The 16055-nt window shown below is 52.4% G+C and carries 14 protein-coding genes; 8 read left to right on the forward strand and 6 right to left on the reverse strand.

Annotation, left to right across the window (positions count from 1 at the left end):
• Positions 1–65 precede the first annotated feature (65 nt).
• Positions 66–848: an SDR family NAD(P)-dependent oxidoreductase gene (locus CLC93_RS08270; RefSeq protein WP_095505496.1), complete on the reverse strand. Its 783-nt coding sequence runs from the start codon at positions 846–848 to the stop codon at positions 66–68.
• A 164-nt stretch (positions 849–1012) separates the two neighbouring features.
• Here CLC93_RS08270 and CLC93_RS08275 point away from each other — a divergent pair, with 164 nt between their 5' ends.
• Positions 1013–2941 carry a methyl-accepting chemotaxis protein gene (locus tag CLC93_RS08275; RefSeq protein WP_095505497.1) on the forward strand — a complete coding sequence of 643 codons (1929 nt, stop codon included), beginning with the start codon at positions 1013–1015 and terminating at the stop codon, positions 2939–2941.
• Between the two features lie 12 nt (positions 2942–2953).
• Here CLC93_RS08275 and CLC93_RS08280 read toward each other — a convergent pair whose 3' ends face one another.
• Positions 2954–3148: a DUF2061 domain-containing protein gene (locus CLC93_RS08280; protein WP_095505498.1), complete on the reverse strand. Its 195-nt coding sequence runs from the start codon at positions 3146–3148 to the stop codon at positions 2954–2956.
• A gap of 98 nt (positions 3149–3246) precedes the next feature.
• Entirely contained in the window at positions 3247–4137 is an 891-nt protein-coding gene (locus tag CLC93_RS08285; protein ID WP_211286840.1) for a LysR family transcriptional regulator, read from the reverse strand.
• A 98-nt stretch (positions 4138–4235) separates the two neighbouring features.
• On the opposite strand from CLC93_RS08285, the gene CLC93_RS08290 reads away from it, so the two are divergent.
• The 7 genes from CLC93_RS08290 (at position 4236) to CLC93_RS08320 (ending at position 11845) form a co-directional block, all read left to right on the forward strand.
• The gene (locus CLC93_RS08290) at positions 4236–4643 is read left to right on the forward strand and encodes a thioredoxin family protein (protein ID WP_095505499.1); all 408 of its coding nucleotides are present in this window, start codon (positions 4236–4238) and stop codon (positions 4641–4643) included.
• On the forward strand, positions 4643–5335 hold the full coding sequence (locus tag CLC93_RS08295) for a cytochrome c biogenesis CcdA family protein (protein ID WP_095505500.1): 693 nt from the start codon (positions 4643–4645) through the stop codon (positions 5333–5335). Before CLC93_RS08290 ends, CLC93_RS08295 begins: the two co-directional genes overlap by 1 nt.
• 12 nt (positions 5336–5347) lie before the next feature.
• Complete coding sequence (locus CLC93_RS08300) at positions 5348–6109, forward strand: haloacid dehalogenase type II (protein ID WP_095505501.1); 762 nt, start codon at positions 5348–5350, stop codon at positions 6107–6109.
• Between the two features lie 170 nt (positions 6110–6279).
• Complete coding sequence (locus CLC93_RS08305; RefSeq protein ID WP_095505502.1) at positions 6280–7704, forward strand: diguanylate cyclase domain-containing protein; 1425 nt, start codon at positions 6280–6282, stop codon at positions 7702–7704.
• A 3-nt stretch (positions 7705–7707) separates the two neighbouring features.
• A complete protein-coding gene (locus CLC93_RS08310; RefSeq protein ID WP_095505503.1) occupies positions 7708–8445 on the forward strand; it encodes an alpha/beta fold hydrolase in 738 nt (245 codons plus the stop codon).
• A 103-nt stretch (positions 8446–8548) separates the two neighbouring features.
• Positions 8549–10612 (forward strand): ATP-dependent helicase, encoded by a 2064-nt coding sequence (locus tag CLC93_RS08315; protein ID WP_095505504.1) that lies wholly within the window; start codon positions 8549–8551, stop codon positions 10610–10612.
• A 147-nt stretch (positions 10613–10759) separates the two neighbouring features.
• A complete protein-coding gene (locus CLC93_RS08320) occupies positions 10760–11845 on the forward strand; it encodes a BamA/TamA family outer membrane protein (RefSeq protein WP_095505505.1) in 1086 nt (361 codons plus the stop codon).
• Here CLC93_RS08320 and CLC93_RS08325 read toward each other — a convergent pair.
• From CLC93_RS08325 to CLC93_RS08335, 3 genes are all read right to left on the reverse strand, one after another.
• Complete coding sequence (locus CLC93_RS08325) at positions 11842–13383, reverse strand: glutamate synthase-related protein (protein WP_095505506.1); 1542 nt, start codon at positions 13381–13383, stop codon at positions 11842–11844. The two genes, CLC93_RS08320 and CLC93_RS08325, sit on opposite strands and share 4 nt — an antisense overlap.
• Positions 13384–13500: 117 nt before the next feature.
• Positions 13501–13860: a group I truncated hemoglobin gene (locus tag CLC93_RS08330; RefSeq protein WP_095505507.1), complete on the reverse strand. Its 360-nt coding sequence runs from the start codon at positions 13858–13860 to the stop codon at positions 13501–13503.
• A gap of 105 nt (positions 13861–13965) precedes the next feature.
• Positions 13966–15930, reverse strand: a complete 1965-nt coding sequence (locus CLC93_RS08335) for a winged helix-turn-helix domain-containing protein (RefSeq protein ID WP_095505508.1) — start codon at positions 15928–15930, stop codon at positions 13966–13968.
• Positions 15931–16055: the final 125 nt, after the last annotated feature.

Here is a 16055-nt window from a genome sequence, read left to right on the forward strand (position 1 = left end):
AAACCTAGGCTAACTTTTCATCTGTGTCAAAAATCTTTTACATCATGTAAAGCAAGAGCGACGCGCTATATCAATTCTTGAAGCGCACTCCAGAGATCTTGTGCCGCTCGTTGGTCCAACGCCTGAGGGTGCGGATTGGCAAAGCGTTTGGCATCGTTGTCGTAGTAGGCGCCATGGGCATTAGCAAACTCGTCACTCACGGCTGCGCGAACCAGAATATCGGCGCCAACACTCAGATCGCCCCCATCCATACCGTAAGCATCTTTGACCATTTTGCTGCCTAACAAGGATGCTGGATTTACCGACACCAGCATAGGACCAGACTCGCGCCAAGCTTCGCCTAGAGTCCGAGTCCAGCTGGTAAGCGCCAGCTTGCTTTGGGCATAGGCTTGATTGTCGTTAAGGGCTTGCTGGCCACGCAGAGCGGCTAAACTCACCGGCGCCTGCGCCGCAGAGGATAGATTAACCACTCGACCGTTTTTACCCAAGCGGCTCGCAAGCGCTTGAGTTAGCACCAAAGGCGCGAGAGTATTCACCACAAATCTGGCATCCAGCCCACTCGCCAAGCTTGGGTCGGCCATTTTGAACACCCCGGCGTTGTTGATCACCACATCTAATTGGGGTTCTCGCTCAAGAAGCTCGGCAGCAAGCGCGCGGGTCTGTTCTAAGTCCGACAAATCCGCTTGATAACAAGCGTCAGCACCTATGCCCAACGACTCTTGTACACTGACCAGCTTGTCTGGATTTCGCCCGTGCACTAACACTCGATGGCCCAACTCATGCAAAGCCTTAGCTGTGACCAAACCTATGCCATCGGTCGCACCTGTGATCAAAATACACTTGCTCATACTTCTCTCCTTTATTGGGAATTTCAGACACCTACACAAGCGTCTAAAAAAAGTTGCGCCAGATCGCTCAAACCCTAGCCAGTTGTACTCAAACTAGCTCATCGGCGGCCGATAAAACAGACTAATCGTTTTTCTGTATCAGCTAAGTTTGCCGGACCCGTCACATGAAAAGTTTGTCTATCAAGCAACAAATCAGCGCTGTGCTGATTTCGTTTGTACTCCTGAGCGCGATTATCACTAGTGTTCTAGGCCAGTGGACCGCCAGAGAGACCATTGAAAAACGCGTTGTCGAGTCAGAGCTACCCTACTTGATTCAAGGGGTCGGGGCTCAAATCGACCAAGACATTCAGCTGATGAAAGCCATTGCCAAGGATCTGGTCAACGACGCATTCATTCAACACTGGCTCACAACCGGCCAGCCCGCCAATGGCGAGCAACTTTTGATTGCCCACCTTAAATCCCTCGCCAAGGCGCACGGTGTTAACAAGCTCTCCTTTTCAGACCGCCAAACCGCCCGTTTTTGGACCGCCACCGATGGCTTTTTGCGAGTGATGACCCCAGAAAACGATGGCTGGTATTTCGACTATCGCGATGGTGTTCAACAAGACTCGGTAAGCCTGTACACCTCTTCTCGAACTCAAGACACCACCTTGTTCGTTAACACTCAACAGCTCGACGGGCGCGCGCTAGCTGGCAGTGGTAAGTCATTTGACGCGGTGCTCAAACGCTTAGCCAGTTTCTCTATCGGCGACTCGGGATTTGTGTATCTAGTGGACCAAAAGGACTTGCTCAAATTCCACCCGGACTTAGACAGAAATCAGAGTGTTTCGCTGGGGCAACACTATGGTGAAACCACCGCCGCTCAACTGCTCCAAGGCGCTAGCTTTAGCTGGGCGATCTCCGAGCATCAAGGCCAGACCATGATGTTAGCCTCTAGCTACATCGAGAGCTTAGATTGGTACGTCATTGCCCAAGTACCGCAAGCGGAATTGTTTGCCAGCTTGAACGATGCGCAAAACTACATTCTGTTGTGGACCTTAGCTGTCATCGCCGTGGCAGTACTGGTGGCGTTTATGTTTGCCAATGGCATTACCAAACCCATTGAGCAATTGGCCGCGCTGTTTCGCGAGATGGGACAAGGCGAAGCTAACCTATCCACTCGCCTGCCGGAATCGGGCAAAGCGGAATTGGTCAAGGTAGCCAAGGGCTACAATGCCTTTGCCGACAAGCTAGAACACATGTTCAATCAAATGGCCCACGACAGCGAGCAACTCAAACAAGTAGCCACTCAACTTAGTGACAAAGTGGATCAAGCCAGCAGTGATGTCGCCAGCTCTCAACACAGCACTCAAGAAATGGCGCAAGCCTTGGCGGAGGTTAGCGTCACTGTAGAAGGGGTTGCAGAAAACGCTGTACAAGCTTCCGAAGTGGCCGGGGACATCAGCACCAACGCCAACAGTGTGGATCGCGTGATTGTATCCGCTAAGTCCGACATGGATGGGCTTGGGACTCGCATCGATAAAGTGTCTGAAGTCGTGGACTCGCTCAACACTAACATCGACACCATTGTTGATGCCTTAGGCGTGATTAACGCCATTTCCGAGCAAACCAACTTACTGGCGCTCAACGCCGCCATTGAAGCGGCGCGCGCCGGCGAACACGGTCGAGGCTTTGCAGTGGTGGCTGATGAAGTACGCAATCTAGCGCAAAAAACCGTGACCTCTACCGAAGACATTCATCAGATCATGGAGCGCCTGCAAACCGCTTCAAATACCGCACGCTCGGAAATGCAGGCGATTGTCGAGCAAGCTAAAGTCACTTCAGACAGCATGTCGTCGGTGCACGACACTCAACAAAGTAACGCCGAACTGTACGAACGAATTGTGGACATCAGTCGCTTGGTAGCCACCGCGACCGAAGAGCAGTCGGTGATCATTGGTAATATCAACAACAACATGCGCACCATTGAAGCCAGCGCGGCTACCCAAGCGCAGCAGGTTGAAGCCATTCAGCACAGCAGCCAATCGATTCATCAGGTGACTCACTCGATGGATACTGCAGTTTCGCAATTTGTGGCCAGTCGCAAGCGTTAGCATAGAGTCGAATTAAGCTGGGGCCAGCGATGCCTGTTCGGCGTCGAATCTGGCCCAGAGTTTCTCGTGGATCACATAGCCAACACTGTTGATCGCCGGCTCAATCAGGGCCACTGCACCGCCAATCATGATGTCACCGGTGAGCAGGTAAACCACCGAAAAGGCGATGCTAAAGTGCATCAAAGTAAAAGTGAGTGATTTTTTCATGGGCTCAGTTCCTGGTGGCTTTGCAATAAATCCAGAATACGCCCGCCCCTATATTCTAAAAAGTTAATTAAATCTATAAAGCTGATTGCAAAAACAGATTATGCATCCTTCAGCGCTGTCAGCAAATGTTGCCGCAACGCCATCAGGCTGGCGTCAAAATTGAGTCGATGGGCAACCACCATGTGCAGCGGCGCCTTCTCCTTTTGATAATCCGGCAATAGCGCCACCAGCCTGCCATCGGCCAACTCGCTTTTGACATCGTATCCAGTTTTATAGGCAATCCCTGCCCCCGCAATCGCCAGCTGGCGAATGTAATCACCGTCGTCGGACAGGTGATCCCCCTGAACTTTGACCGACAGGCGCTGGCCGTCTTTGTAAAAGCGCCAGTGAAAATCCAAAGTGTCATCGCCGCTGTAGTGCAAGCAGTTGTGCTTGATTAAGTCTTGCGGGTGCTGCGGTGTACCCCAGCGTTCCAAGTAGTCGGGCGAGGCGCACAAGACGCGCTCGCCATCGCGGACCAAGGGCAAGCTAACCAGTGAAGAGTCTTCCGGCTCGCCATAGCGCAGCGCCACATCCACCGCCTGCGAGTAAAAATCCACGTACTTGTCGCTCAAGCGCACTTTCAAAGCGATGTCGGGATGAGCTTTTTGAAACTCCAGCAGAATTGGCAGCAAACTGTTGCGGCCAAAATCCGATGGTACCGACAGGGTGATGTTGCCTTTGAGCTGCTCACCGCTAACCGCCTGGCGCCCCACTTCCAAACTTTCCAGCGCTTTGAGCGCGTGGGGCAGATAACTCTGTCCCTGCTGAGTCAGGGTCAGGCTTCGAGTTGAGCGCTGCAGTAGGCGAGTATCCAACGCCAGCTCTAAGCGCTTGAGCGCGGCACTGGCGGCGGCCGGAGTAATCCCCAGTTCGCGTGCCACCGCCGACAAGTTTTTAAGCTCACATGCCAATACGAACACTTTTACGTCGAAAAATTTCAGCATCATTTTCAATATTTCGTTGAAAGTGAATTCGATTTTAACGGTATTTAAACAAATAGCCAGTGACTTTATGCTGCTTCCTAACAACTCAACAGGAGAACAGCATGTCCTTTTTTCGCAATACTATTCGCTCAACCATCACTTTGGCCGCCGGTTTTGTTTTCAGTTTTGCCGCGTTAGCAGGTGACTTTAATAAGCGAGACTTCGACAAAGCCCTGTTCGACAAATTGCAGGCACAAGGCACGCCCGTGCTGATAGATGTTTACGCCCCTTGGTGCCCTACCTGTAAAAAACAGCAAAAGGTGTTGGCCGAGTACTTTGCTCAACACCCACTAAGCCCTGTGCAGGTATTAGTGGTGGATTACGACAATCAAAAGCAGTGGGTAAAACACTTTAAAGCCCCGCGTCAGTCGACCTTGTACTTGTACCAAAACGGCGAGCAACTCTGGTTCAGCGTTGCCGAAACTCGTCAGAAACCTTTGTTTAGCGCCCTAAATTCCGTGGAGATGTAATGGATACCTTTGCCATACCACTGGCCTTTGCCGCCGGTCTGCTTAGCTTGTTGTCACCCTGTGTGTTGCCCATGGTGCCGGTAGTTGCCAGCTCAGCGGTGCGCAGCTCTAAGAAAGGTATTTACACCTTGGCGCTAGGGTTGAGTTTGTCGTTTGCACTGGCAGGCACAGTACTGACGTTTGCACTGATTAGCACAGGTATGTCTCCTGATGTACTGCGCTACTTCTCTGCCAGCTTATTGTTATTGATTGCCGCCACCTTATTGATTCCCAGCGCAGGCGATTGGCTGATGTTCAAGCTGTCGCAACTGACCAGTCGAGTGCCGCAAGGTCAGTCTCAGGGCGATGGTGTGGCCACACAGTTTACCGTTGGCGCTTCGCTTGGCCTGGTTTGGCTTCCCTGTGTCGGGCCTACGTTAGGCGCAGCCATTGCACTGGCCTCCACCGGGCAAAGCATGGGCAGTGCGTTTGTGGTGATGTTGGCCTTTGGTGTGGGCACTGCCATTCCGCTCGTGGGCTTTAGTTTACTGATGAAAAACTCACTGAGTCGCTGGATCAGCACAGGCGCAATCGCCAAAAAGGTCATGGGTGTATCGCTGATAGTACTGAGCTTGAGCATATTTAGCGGCTTTGACCGAGTGTTAGAAATGTGGGCGCTGGAGCTGCTGCCCGAATGGATGTACAACATTTAAGGAATTAGAATCATGAAAAAAAACCTACTGGCATCGCTGCTGCTAGCCACCGGCCTGGTAAGTACCCCTAGCAGCGCAGCGATTGAGCCATCCAGTCAACCCAAAGTTATCTTTTTCGACGTTAACGAAACCTTGTTGGACTTGGGCAACGTAGCTCAGTCGGTCACTCGTGCACTGGACGGTCGCGACGACTTGGTCGGCCCATGGTTTACCACCATGCTGCACTACTCCTTGGTCAGCAATGCCATTGGTGACTACCACCACTTTGGTGAGATCGGTGTAGCAGCGCTACAACTGGTGGCACAACAGCACCAAATAGACCTCACACCCGAGCAAGCTAAACAAGCCATTGCCACTCCGTTTCGCGACCTACAGCCCCATGTTGAAGTGGTAAAAGCCCTTACAACTCTCAAGCAATCGGGTATCAAGCTGGTGACTTTGACCAATTCATCGGATGCAGGCATTGCCAGCCAGTTAAACAACGCCAAGCTAACCGAGTACTTCGATGGCTCGCTAACGGTGGAACACCTACAAATCTACAAGCCAGATTTACGGGTTTATCAATGGGCGTTGGAGAAAATGGATGTAGCACCGCAAGACGCCATGCTGATAGCCGCACACGCCTGGGACATCGCAGGCGCCGCCAATGCGGGTTTACAGACCGGCTTTGTTCAGCGTCCTGGCAAGTACCAGTTTGCCCTTGCTCAGCCAGCTGACTACGTCGCTCCCGACTTAGTTAAGCTGACCGAACAAGTCCTCAAAGAATCGCGCTAGTAAGGGTTCACCCTCACCCCTTTGCTAATGCGGCAGGCGGCGTCTCCCGTGACGCCGCCGTTTCCTATTGAGCATGAGCGATGCTGGCTATCAATTAACCAAGCGAAACAGTATGCTAACGGTAGGAAAGCGATACCCTTAAAACTAAAACAACAACAAGAGAATTCGACATGTCGGAACCGGCATCTTTTGAAAGTCTGCCTTGGATTTTTGCCCTGCTGCTGTTTGCTGGCGGCGCAGCCATTGGCTGGATCTTTACTCGACTGGCCAGCCACGCTCAACAGTCCGAGTCACAATACGAGCTAGGCGAACATCAAAGCTGGGTGATGAAGGTATTAGACGACGCCCAAGAAGGTATGATTGTTACCGATCCCAGCGGCACAATTCTCAATGTAAACCAATTTCGACTGGCCTCGTCTGGCTACCGCGCCGACGAGCTCATCGGGCGCAACTCGCAAATCCTTCGCTCTGATCGTCACACGCCAGAATTTTACGCCGATATTCACGCCCACATTGCCGAGCATGGTTCTTGGCGCGGTGAGCTGTGGACTCGAAAAAAAGACGGCGAACTGGTTCCCGAACTACTGACCGCTTCAAGCATTAACGATGACAATGGCAAGCTGTTGGGGTACGCGGCGATCTTCAGCGATCTCAGCGACGTTTACGAGCAAAAACGAGAGCAAGAAAAACGCTCTCTGCTCTTCTCCCAAGCCACCGAAATGAACGGTATCGGTGTGTGGGAGCTTGACATGCTCACCGGCACTCCGCATTGGGACGAGCAAACCTACAAGATTCACGAAGTGCCCGATGGCTGGGAGCCAGAGCTCAACGAAGCGATTAACTTCTACGTGCCCGAAGATAGACCGCTGGTCGAAGAGATGATCCAAAACGAAATCGAACACGGTGGCGGTTGGGATCGCGAGTTTCGTTTTATCACTTATACCGGTCGTCGAATTTGGGTGCGCACTCTAGGACGTGCCATTAAAGAAAACGGTCAACTGCTCAAGTTGGTAGGCACCTTCCAAAATATCACTGAGCAAAAAGAGCACAGGGAACAGTTGGAGTACTTGGCCAACTACGACCCGCTCACCGACCTGCCAAGCCGCTTGTTGTTTGCCGATCGATTCCGTCAGATGGTTGCGGCGTCAAAACGCTCTAAGCACAAGGTATTGGTGGGCTTTTTGGACCTAGACGAATTTAAGGCGGTCAACGACCAATATGGCCACACTCTGGGCGATGAGCTACTCAAACAGGTGGCGATTCGACTCTCGGCCAGTATTCGCGAGCAAGATACTCTTTCCCGCCAAGGGGGCGATGAATTCACCTTCATCATTCAGGGTATCGAGCAAGACTCAGACGCCGATGTTTGCTTGAAGCGAATTCTTGAATCCCTGCAACAACCGTTTCGCATATCGACTCACAGCTTCACTATGTCCGCCTCGATTGGCGCTGTGCTCTACCCGGACTACGCCAAGGATATGGACACCCTGATTCGCTATGCGGATCAAGCCATGTACCAAGCCAAAATCTCTGGCAAGAATCGCTATCGCGTGTTTGACCAATCGCTAGAGCAAATGCCTACCAAGAGCGACTAACCCATGGCAGGTTATTGGCTTCCCCTCGCCCTGTTGTTGGCCAGCGTTGGCGCTATGCCCGCCATCGCTGCAGCAACCACTAAGGCGGAAGCTCAAGAGCTAATAGTGCTTGCCCACGGTCTGGGTCGCGGTGACAAATCCATGTGGATGATGCGCTATCGACTCGAAAAATCCGGCTACAAAGTCTGCCGCTTGGACTACCGCACCATAGGCGTTAGCGTGCAACAAGTGCTTGAGCAAACCCGCGCTCAAATCGACGCTTGCCTCACTAGTCATCAGCGAGTGCATTTTGTTGGACACTCTATGGGCGGTCTAGTGATTACCAGCTACCTCAATCATCGACAGCTCGTGTTACCCAAAGGACAACTGGGAGAAGTGGTGTTAGTTGGTACCCCAAGTCACGGTAGCGAAGTCGCCGACTGGCTCGAAGGTGGCTGGCTGATGCAACTAGGCGGTGGCGCGCCCGCCTCTTTAAGTTCCGAGGCCATTGCACAGTGGCAGAAAATGTCGCAAATCGACTGGCCTGTCGGGGTGATTGCCGGAACAAAATCCAGCCCATTAACCAAGCATTTGTTTACTCACGCCAACGACGGCTTGGTTTCAGTGGAGTCCACTAAGGTAGCGTCTATGAAAGACTTTATTCGCCTAAAAGTGGGCCATGCCGCCATGCGTTACAGCGAAGATGTTAGTCGCGAAGTGGTTCACTTCATCGAGCACGGTTACTTTTCCCACGATAACTAATCCCACGACGACTAATCCCACGACAACCGGGTACTGTATATCTATACAGCATTGGTATTTTCGGGTACATTGGCTTAAGTGCCAATACTCTGCGGAAATTCCTATGCTGCCTAGCGTTCAACTCAATAGCCAACAAACCGAAGCGGTTCATTACGGACTGCCCGAGCAATCTGAAAGCGGCCCTTTGCTGATCATTGCCGGCGCGGGTACGGGTAAAACCAACACGCTGGCGCACAAGACGGCCCAATTGATTTTAAGCGGTGTGCCGCCTGAAAAAATCTTACTGGTGACCTTTGCTCGACGCGCCGCCGCGGAGCTCGCCTCCCGCGCCAATCGAATTGTCGAGCAGACGTTGGCTATGCAAAAGAAATCAAAGCTGGCCGCCAAGATTGAATGGATGGGAACCTTTCATTCGATTTCAGCGCGCTTACTGCGGGAGTTTGCCCCAGCCATAGGCTTGGAAAGCGACTTTACCGTACTCGATAGAAACGACTCAGCCGACATGCTCGATGTGCTCAGGCACGAACTGGGCTTTAGCAAAACTCACCGCCGCTTTCCCAAAAAGAAGACCTGTCTGGATATTTATTCGCGCTGTGTAAACAGCCAACAACCCATTGAAGAAATCGTAAAGCAACACTTTCCCCATTGCAGCGATTGGCCCGAGCAACTTAAGCAGTTATTTAGCGCCTATGCCAAAACCAAAGCCGAGCAACTCAGCCTAGATTACGACGACCTGCTGTTGTACGCCTATCACATGGCCGAAGTCCCCGAAATTTCCAAGCAGGTGCGTGAGCGCTTCGATTATGTGTTGGTGGATGAATATCAAGACACCAATCAATTGCAGGCGGGTTTGCTGACCCGCTTGTTCCCTGACGGTCGCGGACTAACCGTGGTTGGCGATGACGCCCAATCTATCTATGGTTTTCGCGCCGCCAGTGTGGATAACATTCTCAACTTTCCTCAGCAGTTTGAGCCACCGGCTAAGGTGATTGCGCTGCAGCATAACTACCGCTCCCATCAAAAGATTCTGGACTTATCCAATACCCTGCTCGAAGAGAGCGCTGAGGGTTATAAGGTCAAACTCAACAGCGACAAGCCGCTGGGGGTCAAGCCCAAGCTAGTGACGGTTGAGGACGATGCCAAACAGGCGGAGTACATAGTAGAGCAGGTGCTGGCGGCGCGAGAGTCAGGGGTCGAGCTCAAACGCCAAGCCGTGTTGTTTCGCAGTAGCTACCACAGTGACCGCTTAGAGCTCGAGCTAACCCGTCGTAACATACCCTATGTGAAACACGGTGGGCTTAAGTTTTTAGAAGCGGCTCATGTTAAAGACCTGCTGTGCTTACTGCGTTGGGCAGATAACCCCAAACACAAGATCTCTGGGTTTCGCCTGCTCAAGTTACTGCCTGGAGTCGGTCCTAAAATCGCTGAGAAAGCACTGAATCACCTCGCCTCCCACCAATTCCGGCTATCGAGCCTAGGTGATGTGCTTATGCCAGAAGCCGCGCGCGAGTGCTACAGCCAAGTGCTACATAGTGTATTGGCTATCAATGCTGGTAGCCTGCCTTGGCAGCAACAACTAGAGCAAGCCGCTAAGGCCTATCAAGGCTTGCTTGAGCACAACTACGAAGACCACTTTGCTCGTTGGGGTGATGTAGAGCAATTGGTACAAATCTCTCAGCAATACCCCAATCGCGAGCGTTTTTTAACCGAGCTGACACTTGACCCACCGCAGTCCAGCGGCGACTTGTGCGACTCGGCCTTAATCGACGACGACTTTTTGATTCTCTCCACGGTGCACAGCGCCAAGGGACAAGAGTGGCAAAACGTATTCTTACTGAATGTCGCCGATGGCAATTTTCCCAACGAGTACGCGGTGCGCGATTCACGTGCCATGGAAGAAGAGCGCCGCTTGCTTTACGTGGCCATGACGCGAGCCAAGGACCAGTTGCACCTGATGCAACCCTTAAAATACTGGGTGCCAGAGCAGCAAAGTTGGGGTGACAAGCACGTCTACGGTGCTAAAAGCCGCTTTCTAAGCGAGCGAGTGAGCCAAATGCTTGAGACTTGCCATTACCCCAAAGTCAGCCCTGACCAAGAAGAACGCCAAGCGGGTTTAGCGGCAATAACCGATATTCGCAAAACCATTTTGAGTCAGTGGGATAGCTAGTGTTTTCTCCGCTCAAATGTTGCGGATAAAGAGCAAATTGCCACACCCGAAAGGAGTTCACACACAGTCTTGCCGCTTTAACTCTGATTAACTGCGCGTTTTGATTTGTATCGCAGCTAGACTGCGAATTCAGGAAGCGCCCATTCAATGAAATTTAAGACTCTTTTGTGCTCAAGTCTGTTGAGCATCTCGCCTTTGTGGGCCGTGGCTGACACAGTGGAAGAAAGCGAACAACAAGCTGAGAAAAAAGACACCAAATTTGCCGTCATGCCGGTACCGGTTACCGACGACGCGCTTGGTGCTGGGCTTGGGGTCAATGCCATGTACATTCACGAGCGCGCAGAAGGTGCCACCAAACCTTCGGTGTCCTTTGCCTACGCTCAGTACACGGATACCAAAAGTTACATGGGGATTGTTGGCCATGACCACATGTTTGCCAACGATGCGTGGCGTGCCGAGGTTTATGCGGGCTACTTTGGTCTGAACCTGAAATACTATGGTGCCGGTGGCGCGCCATTACCCGAGCCGGCCAAATACGCCAGCAATTCGACTTTCTTGTACGGCTCAATTCGCAAGCAAATCATTCCGAATCTGTACGCAGGTATTCATGCCCTTTATAGCGGCGGCAGAGCCAACTTACGTGAAGACGTACCAGACGATGAGCGCAAAGTGTTTAACCATCTGATGGGTGGCAACAACAGTGCTGCCGGTTTTGTGGTGAGTTACGACACTCGCGATAATTTCCTCGCTGCCCGCAAAGGTCTGTTGGTAGAAGCCAAAACCCTGCATTACCGCAAGAATCGCGACACTGGTAAGCCATACCACTACGCCAACGTGAAGCTGAATCACTACATCCCGCTTGGGGATCACGTGTTGGCTTATCGCATCGGCAGTCGTAACTCTATTGGCAATGTGCCCATTTACCAGCTAGCACACCCAGACATTCGCGGTTTCGACTGGAACAAGTACAAGGGCAATGCGGTGCTTCAGGGCGAAGTCGAGTACCGCCACAACTTCAACGAAACTTGGGGCGGCGTGGTGTTTGCTGGTGCGGCAGCCATTGGCGATAGCATAGATAAGCTATTTGGCAAAGAGTCTCGCTTAATACCATCGGCTGGTATCGGTGCTCGCTACACCCTAAACCGCGAAGAAGGTTTGGTGATTGGTGCCGATATCGCAACCTCTGAAGGCAACGGCACCACCTTTTACCTGCGCTTTGGCGAAGCCTTCTAAAGCTTGCCAACACCGGCGTAGCGAATGCCGGTTAGCTTAGCCATCTGCTCGTGCCAGGTGGCTAGGTCGTTTGCGTTAAATTGCGCTAGCGAGTGATGGCCACAGGCGCGTGCCATCACTTGCATCAATTCCGTTGACGCCTCAAAGAAATTCTTAAGCTGTCCCGCCGACTTGTCGACATTTAGCCTTTGGCGCAAATCTTTGTTTTGGGTGGCAATCCCCGCAGGACACAGGTTGGTGTTGCACATGCGTGCGGCCACGCAGCCTATCGCTTGCATCGCGCTATTAGATAGCGCCACTCCATCAGCACCGAGCGCCATCGCTTTAACAAAGTCCATGGGAACGCGAAGCCCCCCGGTAATGATTAAGGTTACTCTGCCACTAGCCCCTTTCTCGTCGAGAAAGCGTCGCGCTCGAGCTAGAGCTGGGATCGTAGGCACACTGATATGATCGCGAAACATCTCAGGTGCCGCCCCGGTACCACCTCCGCGTCCATCAAGAATGATGTAATCAGCACCCGCATCTAGCGCAAACTGCATATCCGCCTCGATGTGATTGGCACTGAGCTTAAAGCCAATCGGAATACCGCCAGTGATCTCACGCACTCGCTCGCCAAAGCGCTTAAAGTCATCCACGCTAGCCAAGTCTTTAAAGGTGGGGGGCGAGATGGCCGGCTCGCCAACCGGTATGCCACGTACTTCGGAGATTTTGCCTATGTTCTTGTTGCCCGGTAGATGGCCACCGGTGCCGGTTTTAGCACCTTGCCCGCCTTTAAAATGAAACGCTTGGACTTGTTTGAGCTTATCTTCCGAATAGCCGAATTGAGCGCTCGCCAGCTCATAAAAATAGCGAGAGTTGGCTGCCTGCTCTTCGGGCAGCATGCCACCCTCACCTGAACAAATGCCGGTGCCCGCTAATTCAGCACCTTTGGCTAATGCCACTTTCGCCTCTTCGGAGAGCGCGCCAAAACTCATGTCCGACACAAACAGCGGAATGGCCAGTTTAAGCGGCTTGTCCGCCTGCGGACCAATCACCAGCTCGGTAGCCACTGGTGCATCTTCCATTAGAGGCTTGGTGGCCATTTGCGCCACCATCAGCTGAATGTCATCCCAGTGAGGCAGTTGGTGCCTTGGCACCCCCATAGAGGTCATGGGGCCGTGGTGGCCAAGTTTAGATAACCCCTCGCGGGCAAGCTGATGAATAAAGGACACAGTGGGTTCTTCGGTGGTGGGCTCAGCGCTAGGCGCACCTTCTTGTTGCGCAGACACGCCTGGCCCTTCTTGACCCACTTGCTCGGCATCAAACTGTTTATGGCTACCATCGCAAAAAGGCAGATTATTACTGTGTTTGCACTGGCACAGGTAGGCTTCACCGTCTTCATCAGGGGTATGCGCTAGCGGTTTAAAGTCAGTGCCCTTGTGGGACCCGTCGCAAAAGGGTTGGTTTTTAGAGCGCCCACAGGCGCAAAAATAGATGGTGTCGCCCTTACTTAGCTCGACTTTCTTGGGCTTGTTATCGGCAATTACCGGCTTGGCCATAGCGCTTCCTACCTTATTGATTATTCAATACAAAGATAGTCCACTCAGCCAAAGTTGGATGACTCACCGCGACAAAAAATCGAGGCCCCTAGGCCCCGATTCACAGTTGGATTTGGGCTATACACCCACCACTTGGGGGCGAAGGCTGTAAAAGATATACAGGATCTCGCCTTTTTCTGTGGCGCCAATGCCGTTGCGTTCCAGCGCTGTCATCACATCATCCACCGCTGCCATGTACTCTTGGTCGCTGATGTTCATGTGTTTGTGCGCCGCCAGCATATCTTTGCCTTCATAGATCTGCGGGCCGCCGCTGCCGGAGATAAAGAAAGCGGCAACGTTAGCTTTTAGTCGCTCGAGATTGCTGCCGGCAAATCGCGCCGCGATGCTGGCATTGTCTAGGTGTAAATCGACGACGTCGTTGGAAATCTTGCGAATTCCTTCTTCACCGCCAAGTCGTTCAAACAGTGATGCGGACATAGTTCCATCCTTTTAGTGATTTCAAATTCGGTTGTTGCGACAACCCTTTGAGTCTAGGCCAGCGCGTCATTTCAATTATGAGATTAGTATGAGAATTACTGAGTTTTAGGCCTGAGTCAGCCGATAACCCATACCGCGAACCGTCTCAATTCGATGAGCTTGGTTCGCCATTTTTCGTCTCAAATTAGTAATGATCGCATCCACCACATTGGAACTGGTGCTGTATTCAATGCCCCACACCACCTTTAGCAAGTACTCGCGAGATACCGCTTGCCCAATCTGACTGGATAGCAGGCTAACCACCTTAAACTCCAACCCAGTTAGCGGTATCGACTCGCCATCCACCAGCAAACACTGGTGCGCCGCATCGAGCAATTGGTCAGGCTGCAACCCCAACTCTTTGGTGAGCAAGCCATGCAACCAGCCTCTAACTGAGGCAGGGCCCATATCTAACACTGCACCGTGATAGCTTTGCTCGCCCAAGCTGGACGACAATTCAGTGTGCGGAGTAAACCCAAGAAAACCTGCGGTTTGCGCATAGGGAGCCAAGTCGTTTACCGCTAAATACACCAGTCGCAACGAAGGCCACATTTCCAAATAGGTGCGCTTGAGGTCAAGCCAAGCCGCCGCCTGAACCACGGAGGGGGCATCGCCCTCGTCATTCGCCAACCAGCGTCGAATGAACAAGGCATTTTGGGTTCGACTGAGTCGCTGCGACTTAAGATGGTGTTGCCAAGCCCGCAATAAGGGATCGGATTGAGAGAGTCCGGTGGGCAGCGCATCAGAAGCAATTGCCAGATAGTAACCGGCGACTTCGCCATTTTGGTTCAGTACTAAGCGAAAGGCTTGAGGCATGAGTTGCCACCAACGCCGAGTTATCGCCAGCGCCGCCGAACTTTCGTGGCGCTCGGCGATGGCCAGCACTTGCTCCCCCTGGTCAGCCTTGGCATCAACCACATCAAAAAACGGCAGTTGCTCAGGAAAGAAGGCCTCTCGAATGATTGGCGACGATAAGAGGTAGATGGTATCTGCAGTAAAGCGCCACAGATTGTGCTGATGACTGGATTTAAGCTCGCTGGCGAGCATGGCCCAAGCCTTGCGTTTGATGGCCTGTACCGTCTTGTTGGACTCAGCGTTCAAGCTCGCTAGTAATGCCGCTTGCACCGAAGCTTGGATCTGCAGACCATCGCTGCTTTCGCTAACAAAAGGCAAAGTCTTTAGCCGCTGATACAAACGAGCACTGGATTGCTCAGGAAACATGGCATCCAGTACCTCTGTGGTTATTCGGCGCAAGGGAGACAAGAGTTTGAGCTTGTGAGCCAAGCCTTGGTGGCCTAATTCTGCCTCGGGCATGCTCTCAAGGTATACCTGAGCCAATTCAATCAGCAGGTTATTCGACTGGCGTTGATTGAACTCACCTTCTCCACCAGGGGTTAAGGTGTCACTGGCCAGCTTAATGGCAATTGGCAAGCCTTGAGTGAGCTCAGTGAGCTGCCTAACTTGCGTCTGGGTGTAGCCTTTGGCTGCAAAATAGCTTTGGGTTTCATCCGTAGACAAAGGACCAAGTTCGATAACCTGGCAAGTCTCTTGCCACGGCGAGCGCGTTGTCCAGGTGCTACTCGGGCGACATTGCGACAGGAGCAATAGACGCACGTTCGCGGGCAAGTGGGAGAGAAAACAATCTCTTAGCCAATTGTCTAATAGTCGCATCGCCTGGTAATTGTCGATAATTAAAATCGTCCGCTGCGTCTGACTGGCTAAGGTGGCAAACACGGTTTGTGCGGTGCATTTGAGCTCTGTGGCGAGCTGCGCTTCTAATTCTGCCGCAGTGGGCTTAAAGCCATTGGCATCCAAAATGACAAAACGCACTGGCTCGTCTTGGCACTGGCTGACAAAGTGCTCCATCAAGCAAGTTTTGCCAATCCCTGGAGCCCCGTAGATACAAGTGCAAACCGGCAAGGCCGCTTGGTGTAGTTGGTGCAATTGGGCAAGCTGGGCTTCTCGGCCAAAACAGGCCGCGGCACTGTGTCCATGAATCAACTGAGCGAGGGTTTGAATCGAGCTGTCCATCGGTCACTCCCTTTTGACCTTTCGGCGATGGCTAAGCACAAATCCACCGCCCTATCAGTGTAGTTCGAACCTGCGGGTTCGGCTTATGTCAGACAAACACACAGACGAATCGGCGTAAGGCGACT

Source organism: Paraferrimonas sedimenticola (genome assembly GCF_002282855.1).
Classification (GTDB): Bacteria; Pseudomonadota; Gammaproteobacteria; order Enterobacterales; family Shewanellaceae; genus Paraferrimonas; species Paraferrimonas sedimenticola.